Below are 13,177 nucleotides of genomic sequence, written 5' to 3' on the forward strand. Positions count from 1 at the left end.
GGTTCATTCCTCATTGCCGCGCAGCTAGTGCGTGTGAGAGGTTGCTGGCTGCTGCAGATGTCCATCGATGACTATTTCCGAATCGTCGTCGGCATATATCGAGGTTCTCCTTGTACAAGACAAATGCATCGATCGACTGGTTAACAAGTAGGTAGGCCTCGGCGAGATGGTTCCGTGACGTAAGAGTGTCGAGATGGTCAAGACCTTGAGTTGACTCGCGTAGCGAGAGGTTTTCCTCAAAAATCGGTATTGCGCGGTCGTAATGCTTGGCAAAGGTATACGCGATCGCAACGTTTTGATTGGCCGTAAGCGTATCTGGGTGTTGTTCTCCTAGGCTCCGCTTGTATTCGGCTTGAGCGCGAACGAGGAAGCGAATCGCGATATCTGCATACCCGGCGAACATGTAGGCATTACCCAGATTGTTGAGCGAGCACAGCGTATCGGCGTGTCGTGGCCCAAGCGTTCTCGTTCGATCGGATAGGACCCTGGCTAGTTGCGGTATCGCGATACCCGCTTGGCCCGCTTTAGTGTAGGCGCTCGCCAGATTGTGCCTGATTGACATGGAGGTTGGATGGTCGTAGGTCAGGCTCTGCATCGCATGATAAAGATTCGTCTCATGTAGGTTTACTGCGCGTTGGACGTTTCCATAGATTTCCAGTGCCCATGCGAGATTTGCCCTGGACGCAATAGTGTCAAGATGATCTAGGCCAAATACGCGCTCCCTAAATAATAAATTATTGGTGAGCACTTCGATGGCTTTCTCGAGATCCCCTGACTGTATGTACACGATTCCTATACTGTTAATTACCATTCCAGCGAGAGGATGCGCCGGATCGAGGGATTCTTCGCAGCAAGTTTTTATTTTGTTCAAGTCTTCAATTGCTTTCCCGTAGTTGCCTAGAGAAGCGTGCACTCTTGCTAGATTGTTTCGAATAAGCAGTCTGATGGGGTGATCGTGTTCTAGATCTGCTTCAGAAGTGCCCAGTATTTCTTCGTACATTGAGATGGCGTCTTGATGTCGATTGTTGAGCCACAGCGATCCAGCAAGATTACTTTTGATAGCTAGTGTATAGGAATCCGTCGGGACTGGCATCTGGTTGATGAAGTCAAGAGTCGATCTATAAAATAATATCGCTCTCTCGAGTTGTCCAGAATCTTCATATGCGGTGGCTAGACTGCTTTGAAATATTACAATGTGGTTGGGATGAGTATTTGCATATTTTCGGGCATAGTCGAGGTTCTTTTCATGTAGCCATATAGACAACCTTAGTTGCCCGGTCAGCCTATATGCATTTGCCAAATTGTTTCTTGATATGAGAGTCTCAATGTCATCTAAGCTGGCCCAGTTGGTCCAAGAGATAACATTCTTTGTATGCAGCGGAATGGCCTCGGCGGGCTTGCCGGCCCGCTCAAGGGCCGATGCCAGGTTGTTGCGTGCTACCCGACTTATTCGATGGTTCACGCCGAGTAAATTCTGACTTGTTTCTAAGTTTATCCTGCCAGCGGCGATTGATTGCTCAGTTTGTGCAATTTCGGTTAGTTTGGCGACTGCCCATAGGCGTGCCGCGAACGCCCGCTGGAGTATTTCATCGTTGATGCTTCGATCAATCAGTTTTGTATTCCAGATGGCTTCAATCTGATCGGCGTTGTAAGCCACCTCGTGGCGGTTTTTCCACGCATCGTCCGTGCTAAACAAATGGGGTTCAATTACTTTCAGGCTATGCTCAATTAAATGGGAGCGATCACCTGGGCTTGTTGTTCGTTCACGTAGCGTGCGGGCAACAAGCCGATGCATGATAATAGAATCGCCAAGTCTCGACCAGGAAATAAGTGACGAAGCTGCACATTTTGTCAGTATCGCGCCTAGATTTCCGTCTATATCTGGCAGATATGAGTGTTTTATACCGGTCGGAGAAAGCATAGCGATTATCGATAGAACTGAATTTCCTGGCCGATATCCAATGGAATTCTCCAACGCTTCAACTGACAGTGTCAGTGCGCGGCGCAATGAGATCGGATAGTCATGTCCGGGCGTTCGTGAGAGGGTATCCGGGAGCTTGTAATTCAAAAAAAACGATCGGTATGTTTCGAAATTTAAATGGCGATTTACAATCGTAGACGCTGCTGCCGATAGGGCGAGTGGAAGGTCCCCTAGGTCCTCCGCGACAAGGCCTGCACCGTCGCTATCATCTAAACCTGTCGAGCTGCACAAATATTGCTTTGAGTCTTTACGGTCCAATGGGCCAAGATGAATCTCTCTACCCAGTGAATGAAACGATCGATCTGTACTCGTGATGATAATCCGGACTGACCCAGTGGAAGGAAGAAACGGCCTGATGGCGTCTGGATTCTTTGCATTGTCGAGAACTATCAGTGCAGAATCTGTCATGCTAGAAAAGTAATCGCGAAGCCTCGCTGCGGATATTTCGGGGTTTCCGTGAGGATCCGCGACCCCTAGTCTTTCTGCGACTTCTGAAAGTCCGGACGCTAATTTTTCTGGTGATTCCGAGTTTATCCAGGCTACGATATTCGAGCCAGACTCGATCTCTAGCCTAGCGACTGCACCGGCGAGTTGTGTTTTCCCTACGCCGGGCATTCCCGTTAGGGCGGCAATTCTATCACTGCATATTATGTCGACCAGCCGGCTGTATTCAGCTCGTTCAATAGGGTTAATTGGAGTTTGCGGGATTTCTCCAGAGACGATCTGTCTTGGTTGTATTAACGGCTTACCAATGATATTCGTAATTATTATATCTCTCGCATGGACCTGGCCCAGGCTGAGGGTTTGCTTTATAGTTTCGACCGCAGGCGCAACATCCTTTGCAATGCGCGCCTCTTCTAAAAAGGGAGGCTGTCGCCATCCCGACGTGCCTTTATCTCCCGGATTACTAATTCGTCATCTGCATGAGCTGCCCGGATGGATACATCGTTCCCGATGGAACTTATGTCTTCGATTTTGATATTTTGTCCGCTTATGTCATTTATTGTTACTCGGGGGCTTGGCGGATTTGATTGGTCAAGTGCCCCGGTTTCAACGTTTTGCTTGTGTGCCAGCCAGAGTGTGGCGCCAAAGCTTGCGATCGTTGCGAACGCAACTGCGCTCCAAACCAAGGTGGACGAATGCGCAGTGGCATATCCGGTAGCTAATGCAACTCCTGTGGCTGCTAATGCGACGCATAGAGTTGGAACGACGACCCTCCATGCGAAGGGATTTGTTGGCATAGATTCCCCCAATCACACTGTTAGATCACGCGCGTCATCACAGTTTAACTTGCCTGATCCAAAATGTGTCGCCAGTTGATTGCCAGGTGTCCATGCTCGCGCTCAGAGGAGGGTGCTAAGGGAGGGTCTTCGTGACCTTCTCGGACACAACCCGCCGTTTCTGTGCGGCGGCATCGGGATTGGCCACCTGAACCAGCGATGCCCCGGCGACGAGTACCGCCAGCAGATTGTCGATCAGCGTCTCGGGGGTGTTCCAGGGGCCCGAGCTCAACACTCGGTCCTGCGTCGTGATGCCTTGTGCTACAGCACTTTCTCGTGCGGAAGCGGCCACCTCGTCGACGCTTCGGCCATCCAGCGCGGGTCCCGCGCCGGCAGGAGAGAACCGGTCGCCGTGCACCCGGACCGCCGTCGAGTAGTCGGTCAGCCCGAGCGGCAAATTGAGCACGGGGCGCCCGAATGCATCCAGGGATAGCACGCAGATCTCGTCCGCGTCCGGTTCGTCGCCGGCTGCGCAGAATGCCACATCGGTGGTGTCGTCACGAAAAACCACTTCGGCACCGGCCCACCAGATTCCGAGAAGCACGCCCGCAGTCTGCCAATGCGCCGGCAGGCGCACCGCCACCGTGGACCCCGGCCCCGCGCCCAACTCGTCACGAAGCATATTGGCCGTCTTGGCCGCCCAGTTGGCCAACGTCACCGTCGAGAGTTCGATGCGTTCGCCGGTGGCATCGTCGTAGTAGGTGATCCGTGGGGCGGGATTGTTCACATCGCCCAGCAGGAGTGCGGTCAGCGTTGTCATCAGTTGACGCAACGCGGTCCGTTGGCCGCCGTGAAAATCGGCGACGGGGGCGGAGGGGGTGAGTCTTGTTCGGTGGAACCGGTTTCCGAGGCGGCAGGCGTGGTCTCACGACCGGACCCGGGACCGTGGTAGTCGTTGGACAGCACCACCCGGACGGTGCGTTCGGGCAGGCCCTGCTTTTCCACCACGGGTAGCCCCAGCGCCTCGCCGACCGCCTTGGCGCCGGGGTCATCCTGTGAGGCGGCCTGAACCTGGCTGCTACCCGCGTGATCACGGTCGTTGTTGCCGACCTTGCCTGCGGTGAATCCCTTGCCCGACAAGAGTTCCGACACGGCGGCGGCGAGCCCGTTGATCTGGGTCTCGTTCACCACGTCGGCGGTCGTCTGATCCTTGGAATAGGTGGCTTCCTCGGCCTTGCCCTGCGCCTGTTGGTCCAACAGCCCGGACACCCAGCTACGTACCTGGTCGGGGTCCACCTTGACGACGCTCTGCGAGCCGTCCTCGGTCCAGCCGTCCTCGCGCAGGATCGGGATCGTCGCGAATGCCATGTTGCCCCCGGACAGTCCCTGGAGCTGCTGGATGAAGTCCATGACATCCCAGCCCTGGCTGAGCACCACGGTGCGGGTGATCGCGTCGCGCAACTTGCCCAGCGTGGTGGTGTTTGTCAGGGTGCCGCCGGAGAGCGCCGAATGCGCCAACGACGACATCACGACCTGCTGCCGCACCACCCGATCGAGGTCGCCGCGGGGCAGGTCGTGGCGCTGTCGCACGAAGCTCAGTGCGTTCGGGCCGTCGAGCGTCTGCGGGCCGGCAGGGAAGTCCGCACCCGACATCGGCTCGTTGACGGCCTCGTTGAGGCACACGTTGACGCCGCCCAGCGCATCGGTCATCAGCACGAACCCGAGCATGCTGACCTCGGCGTAGCGATCGACGGTGACACCCGTCAGCTTGCCGACGGTCTGGATGAGCGCCGAACGCCCGGCATCGACTGATTCACGCTCGGCGGCCTCCAGCGTCTCGCCGGATTCGACACGCTTCCTTCTGTCGTTTTCCTTGGCCTCGCCGTAGACGCCGTTGATCTTCCCCTTGGTGCCGTCGGGAATGGTGACGTACGAGTCACGCGGGATGGAGATCGCCGTCGCCGACTTCCCGTTGTTGGGGATGCGGATGAGGATGATGGTGTCGGTGTTGGTGGCGGTTTCGTCCCCGGCGCGCAACATCGACAGTTCTTCCTGCGAGAGCGGGTTGCCGTGCGCATCGCTACGGCTGTCGACACCTACCATCAGAATGTCGATCGCGCCGTCATTGGGCTTCCCGGCGTTGCCGAACAGACCGGGAAGGTCGAACCGGGCGATGTTCGGATCGATGTTGCCGATCTTTCCCCAGGCCGCGCCGGTGATCACCATGACGGCTACCGCTGCCAGCGTTGCAATACCCCGCCACAAGGGGCGCGGTGGCTCCGTCTGCGATGAGCCGCTCGCGCGTAGAGCGTGCGGGTCAGTCACGATGTCGGTCCATTCCTTCCGGCCGGGCATTTCGCCGGGCAACGAGTCGCAAGCCTGGTCCAGGCTACGTCGGGGTGATGCCCATCCCTCGGAAGCGAACTCGGCGTGCCAGACTCTAGATGTGCTTGTTATCACCGGAGCGGGTGGCCAATTGGGCTCTCATCTTATCGCCCGCGCGGCGCGGCGCGGTCTGCCGATCAGGGCGCTGAAGTCCTCTGATTGGGATATCACCGCTGGTGATGCGCCCGACGGTGTGGTTGCTGAGGGAGACACCGTCATCAACTGCGCGGCCTACACCGCCGTCGATGCCGCGGAATCCGATGAGGCCAGGGCATATGCGGTCAATGCCACCGGCGCAGCCAACGTTGCGCGGGTGTGCCGAGATGTCGGCGCCAGGCTCATCCATATCTCCACCGACTACGTGTTCAGCGGTTACTTCGCGGATTCCTCGCCGGCCCCGTACCGCACCGATGCCGCTACCGCCCCGGAGGGCGTATACGGCCGGACCAAACTTGCCGGGGAGCAGGCAGTGCACGAAACGTTGCCGTCTGCGCATGTGGTGCGTACGGCCTGGGTGTACACCGGTGTCGGCGGCGATTTCGTCGGGGTCATGCGCAGGCTCGCCGGGGGCGACGGGCCGGTGCGGGTGGTCACCGACCAGACGGGGTCTCCGACGTATGCCGCCGATCTCGCCGAGGGACTGCTGGACTTGACGGCGGCAGAAGTCGACGCCCCGATCCTGCACGCGACCGGGGGCGGGGTGGTGAATCGCTTCGACTGGGCGAAGGCGGTATTCGACCTGGTCGGGGCCGATAGTTCGCGGGTCCAGCCGTGCCTTTCCGCCGATATGCCGAGGCCGGCTCCGCGCCCGCCCTACTCGGCGCTCGATGGCACCCAGTGGACCGATGCGGGTCTGCCGCCGCTGCGTCCTTGGCGGGAGGCGCTGGCTGAGGCGTTGGCCACACACTAGGGGTAGGTACCCTCTAGCACCGTGCTGGATCCTCATCGCGCGAGCGACTCTTCGGTGACCGATCAGGTCGCCGTGGTGACGGTGACGTACTCGCCCGGCGAGCACCTACACCGCTTCCTCCGAACGCTGCGCCATGCCACGGATCGGCCGCTGCGGGTGATCCTGGCCGACAACGGCTCGACCGACGGTGCACCCGAGGCCGCCGCCGAGGAGCCCGATGTGGAACTGCTCCATACCGGCGGCAACGTCGGTTACGGGAAGGCCGCCAACCTGGGGGTCGCCCAGGTTGACCTCGCTGCCGAATGGATTGTGATCGCGAACCCCGATGTGCAGTGGGGCCCCGGAAGCATCGACGCCCTCCTGGAGGTCGCGCAGCGGTGGCCTGCCGCGGGCGCACTCGGACCGCTGATTCGTGAGCCCGATGGAACCGTGTACCCGTCGGCGCGAGTGGTGCCGACCTTGACCGGGGGCGCGCTCCACGCGCTGCTGGGCTCGGTGTGGCCGGCCAACCCCTGGACCGCGGCCTACCGTCAGGACCGGATGGAACCGTCGGAACGCATCGTCGGATGGCTGTCGGGTTCCTGCTTGCTGCTCCGACGCACGGCATTCGATGCCATCGGCGGATTCGATCCTCGTTACTTCATGTACATGGAGGACGTCGACCTGGGGGACCGGCTCGCGCGTGCGGGCTGGCAGAACGTGTATGCGCCTACCGCGGAGGTTGTGCATGCGAAAGGTCATGCGGCCGGACGCGATCCGGCGCGCAGCCTGGGCGCACACCACGACAGCGTCTATATTTTCCAATCCGATCGGCATCCACACTGGTGGCAGGCGCCATTGCGCTGGAGTATCCGGGGCGCGCTGGCGGCCCGTTCCGCCATCGTGGTGAGCGCGGCCATCCGCGCCAATCGGCGCCGAGACAAGCAAGGAGGGTGATATGTCTGACCATGTGAAAGCCGATGCGGTCATCTTGGTGGGTGGGCAGGGCACCCGGTTGCGTCCGCTGACCCTGTCGGCGCCCAAACCCATGCTGCCGATCGCGGGTTTCCCGTTTCTGACCCATGTGCTGTCGCGGGTCGCCGCGGCCGGGATCGATCATGTGGTGCTCGGGACGTCCTACCGGGCCGAGGTGTTCGAGTCCGAGTTCGGCGACGGGTCCAAGCTGGGTCTGCAGATCACCTATGTGTATGAGGAGGAGCCGCTGGGAACCGGCGGTGCCATCCGGAATGTGCTGGAACACCTGCGCTACGACACCGCCCTGGTCTTCAACGGTGATGTGCTGTCCGGTCTGGATCTGAAAGATCTGCTGGCGCAACACGAACAGACCCAGGCCGATTTGACATTGCACCTGGTTCGGGTCGGCGACCCGCGTGCGTTCGGTTGTGTGCCTACCGATTCCGACGGCCGAGTCACCGCGTTCCTGGAGAAGACCGAGGACCCACCCACCGATCAGATCAACGCCGGGTGCTACGTGTTCCGGCGTGAGCTGATCGAGCAGATTCCGTCGGGTCGTCCGGTTTCGGTTGAGCGGGAGGTCTTTCCAGGACTGCTCAGCAGTGGAGCCAAGGTGTGCGGCTACGTGGACACCAGTTACTGGCGCGATATGGGAACGCCCGAGGACTTCGTGCGTGGATCGGCCGACCTGGTTCGCGGCATCGCGCCGTCACCAGCGATCCCCGAGCACCCGGGCGAGGCGCTGGTGCATGACGGTGCCTCGGTGGCACCGGGGGCGGTGGTCATCGGTGGCACCGTGGTGGGTCGGGGTGCCGAAATCGGGCCCGGTGCACGGCTTGACGGTGCGGTTGTGTTCGACGGTGCGCGCATCGAAGCGGGTGCGGTGGTGGAACGCTCCATCATCGGATTCGGCGCCCGGATCGGGCCGCGCGCGTTGGTGCGCGACGGGGTGATCGGCGACGGCGCCGACATCGGCGCACGATGCGAGCTGCTTCGCGGTGCCCGGGTGTGGCCCGGAGTCACCATTCCGGATGGCGGCATCAGGTACTCATCGGACGTGTAGACCATGCGCGGTGTGCGACTGTTGGCGTGCGGGGCAACCGCTCTCGCGCTGATCGGCTGCTCGGGCAAGGTTGATCACGAGCAGCAGGTGCGGGATCTGCAACGTGCTCGGGACAACCTCAAGAAGGTCGAGCTCACCATTCCCGACTCCTACAGTCTGGTCTCGATGACGTACTTCCCCGAGCCGTTCGTGGGTCAAGGCTGGCGCTCCGGAGCCTTCGAGTCGCCGACCTCGCCGCCGGCACCAATACTCCTGCGCGGTAATCCAATCCGAACCGAACCCGTAGCCTGCGACCGCATACCGCAACGGACCGACCCTGACTGGTTGAAGGCCGGATTCAACTGTGACATGCCCAACGGCCGCTATGGCGTCGCCGACAGCATGTACGGCATCAGCGTGTTCACCGGCGAGCTGCCCTCCGGTAAGTCACGCATCTATCTGCGCGTCGAGGGGCACTAGCGCAGGCGGGTACGTGCCCGCTGGGCCAACACCGCCACTGAGTGATCTTCCTCGGGGATGTGCTCGATGGGCCACCAGCGCAGGTCGAGTGATTCCTCGCTGACGGAGATCTGTGCGCCTTCCGGTGCGCGCGCCAAGAACTGCAGATCGAGATGGCGGGTTGGTACACCGAGTGAGCAAGTGATCGGATGTACATGTATCCCAAGTAGATTCGGCTCCAGGATGAGGTTGGCTATCCCGGACTCCTCGGTCGCCTCTCGCAGGGCGGCGTCCCAGATGGTGGAGTCCTCTTCCTCGCAGTGGCCACCGAGCTGTAGCCACTTGCCCACCCGGGGGTGCAGGGTCAGTAACGCCTGCGATCCGTCGTGGTTGACCACCAGTGCCGAGGCGGTGATATGACCGGCGGCGCTGCGGCGACGGCAGGCATCGGGGTTGGCGTCGAGAAATGCCAGCACCGAGTGCCGCAGACTGTCTTGCTCGGCGTCGGGGGCCTCCCATGAGGAGAGCAGTTCGACGGTGGAAGCTCGTAGACCCGAGACCGCCTGATGTTCTTCGCTCATCTGGCTCATCACAGCTCCACCAACATCTGGCCCGGCGGCAGGGGAGTGCGCGGGTCCAGTCCTTCCTCCGGGTAACCGTAGGGATAGCCAATGGCGATGGCGCCCATGGGTTCCCATGACGCATCCAATTTCAGCTGGCGGCGCACGACGTCCCCCGCGAAAATGGTGGATCCGATCCAGCAGCTCCCCACTTCTCGTGCGGCGAGTGCGACCAACAGTGCCTGCACGGCCGCGCCGACCGCAACGGTGAACATGGTGCGCTCCGCGGCGGTTCGCCGCTCGTCCGGATAGTCGTGGGCGCCGTCTGGCACCAGGAATGGGATCACCATTTCCGGTGCGTCATAGAGGATTTGGCCGCGCGCCACCCGCTTCTCGACGGACTCCGGGCTGCGCCCGTCGGCGGCGAGGTCGGTCGCCCAGGCCTGCTTCAAGGCGTCCAACAGTGCACGGCGCATCGTGAGATCGCGCACCCATACGAATCGGACCGGATGGGTGTGATGCGGGGCGGGGGCCGTCAGGGCCTCGCCGATCGCTTCGCGTAGTAGATCGGGATCGACTGCGGTGTCGGCGAATTGCCGGATGGAGCGGCGCACGAGTACCGCCTCGCGGCGTCCCTGCGCCAGGGCCTCGTTGGTGCCCAGCCAGAACAGGTCGTCCGGCCCCGAGCGCAGCAGATCCTGGGCGGCGCTGCCGTCATCGGGCAAGGTCAGGCCACGCACCACTGCGACCGGTACATCGGTGAGCTTGCCCTTGACCAGGTCGGCGGCGGCCGAGATCTCGTCGGCGATGGCGACTTCGGTAACCTGAAGTTCGTTGCCGTGCTTATCTTTTGCACCGGCATAGCCGTAGAGGACGGGTATGCCCGCGGAGCCGATGGCCGCATCGGTCTGGCCGTTGCGCCAGGCCCGACCCATGGTGTCGGTGATGACCACCGCGACATTCACGCCCAGCCGTCGCGAGAGCGCTGCCCGGATCGCCGCCGCACTGGCGTCGGGGTCGGTGGGAAGCAGAACCAGTTCGGCGGTGTCGACGTTTGATGCGTCGATGCCCGCGGCGGCCTGCACGATGCCGATGGTGTTCTCGGTGATCAGCGTCTTGCCCTTGCGGGCCAGCACGCGTACCGACTCCGAATCGATCAGCTTGCGCCGCAGGGCGTCCCGTGCCTCGGGGTCGGCGGGTGCGGCGACGATCCGGCCCTCGGCCTTGGAAACGATCTTGCTAGTGATGACGATCACATCGCCGTCGCGCATCCACGATGCCGCCTCCGCTACGGCTGCGGCCACGTCGTCGCCCGGGCGGAATTCGGGTAGTCCCGTTACGGGTAGGATTTCGACGGGAGCCGCCGAACCATGTTCCGGTGCAGGAGAATCCGCAGGTGGGGTCATAAAGTAACTCCGGCCAGGTCTAGTCCCGCACGTACCATCGCGGCCGTTGCGTCGGGGTCGGTCATGAGCAGCGGAACCGACCGTACCTGAACTCCCGCAATGTGAGCGGCGTCACCCTCGTCGACAAGCCAGCCGTCGAGGATGCCGGTCTGTGAGCGGGCGCCGAAGTGTTCTCCCACACCTTGGGAGCTGACCTCGACACCGATCACGCGCAAACATTCGTCGGCCATTCCGCGTAGCGGCTTGCCCGACACGATCGGCGAGTACCCGATGACCGGAGCGGAGGTCGTGCGGAGCGCCCCGCGAACTCCGCCGACCGCCAGGATGGCCCCGACGCTCACCACCGGATTGGACGGCGCCAGCAAGACCACATCGGCCTCGCCGATGGCCTCGGCAACTCCCGGGCCGGACTTTGCTTCGTCGGCGCCGACAAAGGCGAAGCTGTGCGTCGGAACCTGCGCGCGGTGCTGCACCCACCACTGCTGGAAATGGATGGCGCGCTGCTCGCCGTCGGCCGGGTCGGTGATCACCACGTGGGTCTCGCAGCGGTCGTCGCTGGCGGGTAACAGCCGGACTCCGGGCTGCCATCGATTGCATAACGCTTCGGTGACCGCCGATAGCGGATAACCGGCTCGCAGCATTTGGCTGCGTATGAGGTGAGTGGCCAGGTCCCTGTCGCCGAGTGAGAACCAGTCGGGCTGGGCGCCGTAGGCGGCCAGTTCCTCCATGGCATTCCACGTCTCGTCGCGGTGCCCCCAGCCGCGATCCGGATCGACTCCGCCGCCCAGGGTGTACATGCAGGTGTCCAGGTCAGGACAGATCCTGACACCGTGCATCCAGGCGTCGTCGCCAATGTTCACGATGGCGTTAATTTGATGCTTGCTGGAATCTGATCCGAGCAAGCGCTGGACGCCGAGCAGGAAGCGCGCTCCGCCGACGCCGCCGACGAGGACGGTGACTTTCACGTTGACCGAGACTAGTGCGCCGGCAATGGCGCGACACGCCACGAGGGCGCCACGCCGTTTTTGTCGGTCGCAGATGGTATGAATTTTCGTCCTTCGCTTGACCCCGGCAGCGAACACGTGTGTAATCACACCAGTGTCATTCCTCGGGCTGAGTTTGTAAGTCGCAGGCGCAGACCGGGATTCGATCAAGTGTTCGAATGGAATGGCCGGGAAACGAAGATGTGGGCACGAAACCGGGCAATACGGGCTGTATTTGGATGCAAGAGGAACAGTGAGGAGGCGGGACGATGCTGTTCGGGCGCAATGAATTCGGCGTACACGACGAGCTGAGTTCCGGCGTTGGCACGGGTGCGACGGGCTTGCCGCCCGCACGTCCACATCTAACGTTGGTGCAGAACGATTTTGACGCGATTGCTGGTGTCACTGACGATCAGTGGCAGGAAAAGGCGCTGTGCGCACAGACCGATCCCGAGGCCTTCTTCCCTGAAAAGGGTGGGTCGACTCGTGAAGCCAAGCGCATCTGCCAGGGCTGCGAGGTCAAGGACGAGTGCCTTGAGTACGCACTGGCCAATGACGAGCGGTTCGGTATCTGGGGCGGCCTCTCCGAGCGTGAGCGTCGCCGCCTGAAGCGGGGCATCATCTAACTCCGCGTTCGACCAGGGCGGAGTCAGTCGCCCTCGTCGGTGATGGTTGGGTCGATCACCGACGGCTCCACCCCCAGGTGGGTGGCAACCTGCGCGACCAACAGATCGTGCAGCAGATCCGACAAATCTCCAGATTTCTTCGCGCGCAATTCGATCGGCTTGCGGAACAAGACAATTCGCGCCCGGGTGGTGTTGCCCCGGGTGTCGACGCCAGCAGGAATCAGCCTCGCCAGCGGTATCGGTCCGTCCGCGATCACCTCCGGCGGCCACTGCACCGAATCCGGGTCCTTGGGCTGGATGCGCGGAATCTCATCGACCGCGACGTCCAAACCCGCTAGCCGCGACTGCCAGGCCCGCTCAATCGGCTCGTAGGCCTCCAGCACCGCCATATCGAAACGCTCGGCGCGTGAGCGCCAGCCGGGAACGGTCGGCGGCAGCAGGGGCCCGCGGAAATCGCGCCCCCTGCGCGAGCCCTGCGAGCTCGATCCCCCAGAGGTCCCGCCGCGCCGTCCGTCACGTGACATACGAAAGATGGTAACGGTGTGACTCCTGTGATTGACGAATCACAACGAGCCGATCACCGGACGGTCTCGGTCGGTGCACAGCGCGTGTCTGCGGGTCGGAACGTGTTTGCGCACGCTAGCCTCAACG

General features: G+C 61.6%; 12 protein-coding genes. 5 read left to right on the forward strand and 7 right to left on the reverse strand.

Annotated features, from left to right (window positions below):
• Positions 1-10: 10 nt before the first annotated feature.
• The 3 genes from BKG76_RS24520 to BKG76_RS17325 all read right to left on the reverse strand — a co-directional run bounded on the left by BKG76_RS24520 (position 11) and on the right by BKG76_RS17325 (position 5,526).
• Complete coding sequence (locus BKG76_RS24520; RefSeq protein ID WP_165611525.1) at positions 11-2,389, reverse strand: tetratricopeptide repeat protein; 2,379 nt, start codon at positions 2,387-2,389, stop codon at positions 11-13.
• 948 nt (positions 2,390-3,337) lie between these two features.
• The gene (locus tag BKG76_RS17320; RefSeq protein WP_070938689.1) at positions 3,338-4,021 is read right to left on the reverse strand and encodes a TIGR03089 family protein; all 684 of its coding nucleotides are present in this window, start codon (positions 4,019-4,021) and stop codon (positions 3,338-3,340) included.
• The gene (locus BKG76_RS17325; protein ID WP_070939323.1) at positions 4,021-5,526 is read right to left on the reverse strand and encodes an LCP family protein; all 1,506 of its coding nucleotides are present in this window, start codon (positions 5,524-5,526) and stop codon (positions 4,021-4,023) included. Before BKG76_RS17325 ends, BKG76_RS17320 begins: the two co-directional genes overlap by 1 nt.
• 121 nt (positions 5,527-5,647) lie before the next feature.
• Here BKG76_RS17325 and rfbD point away from each other — a divergent pair, with 121 nt between their 5' ends.
• The 4 genes from rfbD (at position 5,648) to BKG76_RS17345 (ending at position 8,972) form a co-directional block, all read left to right on the forward strand.
• Positions 5,648-6,496 (forward strand): dTDP-4-dehydrorhamnose reductase, encoded by an 849-nt coding sequence (gene rfbD / locus BKG76_RS17330; protein WP_070938690.1) that lies wholly within the window; start codon positions 5,648-5,650, stop codon positions 6,494-6,496.
• 72 nt (positions 6,497-6,568) lie between these two features.
• Positions 6,569-7,432, forward strand: a complete 864-nt coding sequence (locus BKG76_RS17335; protein WP_083338126.1) for a glycosyltransferase family 2 protein — start codon at positions 6,569-6,571, stop codon at positions 7,430-7,432.
• Position 7,433: 1 nt separating this feature from the next.
• Positions 7,434-8,513, forward strand: coding sequence for a mannose-1-phosphate guanylyltransferase (gene manB, locus BKG76_RS17340; RefSeq protein WP_070938691.1), 1,080 nt, complete (start codon positions 7,434-7,436; stop codon positions 8,511-8,513).
• Between the two features lie 3 nt (positions 8,514-8,516).
• The gene (locus BKG76_RS17345) at positions 8,517-8,972 is read left to right on the forward strand and encodes a hypothetical protein (RefSeq protein ID WP_070938692.1); all 456 of its coding nucleotides are present in this window, start codon (positions 8,517-8,519) and stop codon (positions 8,970-8,972) included.
• On the opposite strand, the gene BKG76_RS17350 is transcribed toward BKG76_RS17345, so the two are convergent.
• The 3 genes from BKG76_RS17350 to cofD are packed head-to-tail and all read right to left on the reverse strand — an operon-like array spanning position 8,969 to position 11,882.
• Positions 8,969-9,532, reverse strand: coding sequence for an NUDIX hydrolase (locus BKG76_RS17350; protein ID WP_070939325.1), 564 nt, complete (start codon positions 9,530-9,532; stop codon positions 8,969-8,971). The two genes, BKG76_RS17345 and BKG76_RS17350, sit on opposite strands and share 4 nt — an antisense overlap.
• A gap of 8 nt (positions 9,533-9,540) precedes the next feature.
• A complete protein-coding gene (locus tag BKG76_RS17355; protein ID WP_070938693.1) occupies positions 9,541-10,917 on the reverse strand; it encodes a coenzyme F420-0:L-glutamate ligase in 1,377 nt (458 codons plus the stop codon).
• Entirely contained in the window at positions 10,914-11,882 is a 969-nt protein-coding gene (cofD, locus tag BKG76_RS17360) for a 2-phospho-L-lactate transferase (protein ID WP_070939327.1), read from the reverse strand. Before cofD ends, BKG76_RS17355 begins: the two co-directional genes overlap by 4 nt.
• A gap of 389 nt (positions 11,883-12,271) precedes the next feature.
• Between cofD and BKG76_RS17365 the strand changes: the two genes are divergently transcribed.
• Positions 12,272-12,526, forward strand: a complete 255-nt coding sequence (locus tag BKG76_RS17365) for a WhiB family transcriptional regulator (protein WP_070939326.1) — start codon at positions 12,272-12,274, stop codon at positions 12,524-12,526.
• A gap of 23 nt (positions 12,527-12,549) precedes the next feature.
• Here the strand turns inward: BKG76_RS17365 and BKG76_RS17370 are convergent, their stop codons facing one another.
• A complete protein-coding gene (locus BKG76_RS17370) occupies positions 12,550-13,050 on the reverse strand; it encodes a metallopeptidase family protein (RefSeq protein ID WP_078279973.1) in 501 nt (166 codons plus the stop codon).
• Positions 13,051-13,177: the final 127 nt, after the last annotated feature.

Source organism: Mycobacteroides franklinii (genome assembly GCF_001853795.1).
GTDB classification, from domain to species: Bacteria; Actinomycetota; Actinomycetes; order Mycobacteriales; family Mycobacteriaceae; genus Mycobacterium; species Mycobacterium franklinii.

Excerpts from the sequence above, each read along its gene's own strand:
- BKG76_RS24520 (WP_165611525.1), bottom strand. The coding sequence starts at position 2,389 with ATGACAGATTCTGCACTGATAGTTCTCGACAATGCAAAGAATCCAGAC.
- manB (WP_070938691.1), top strand. The coding sequence starts at position 7,434 with ATGTCTGACCATGTGAAAGCCGATGCGGTCATCTTGGTGGGTGGGCAG.
- BKG76_RS17355 (WP_070938693.1), bottom strand. The coding sequence starts at position 10,917 with ATGACCCCACCTGCGGATTCTCCTGCACCGGAACATGGTTCGGCGGCT.
- BKG76_RS17345 (WP_070938692.1), top strand. The coding sequence starts at position 8,517 with ATGCGCGGTGTGCGACTGTTGGCGTGCGGGGCAACCGCTCTCGCGCTG.
- BKG76_RS17370 (WP_078279973.1), bottom strand. The coding sequence starts at position 13,050 with ATGTCACGTGACGGACGGCGCGGCGGGACCTCTGGGGGATCGAGCTCG.
- BKG76_RS17350 (WP_070939325.1), bottom strand. The coding sequence starts at position 9,532 with ATGAGCGAAGAACATCAGGCGGTCTCGGGTCTACGAGCTTCCACCGTC.
- BKG76_RS17320 (WP_070938689.1), bottom strand. The coding sequence starts at position 4,021 with ATGACAACGCTGACCGCACTCCTGCTGGGCGATGTGAACAATCCCGCC.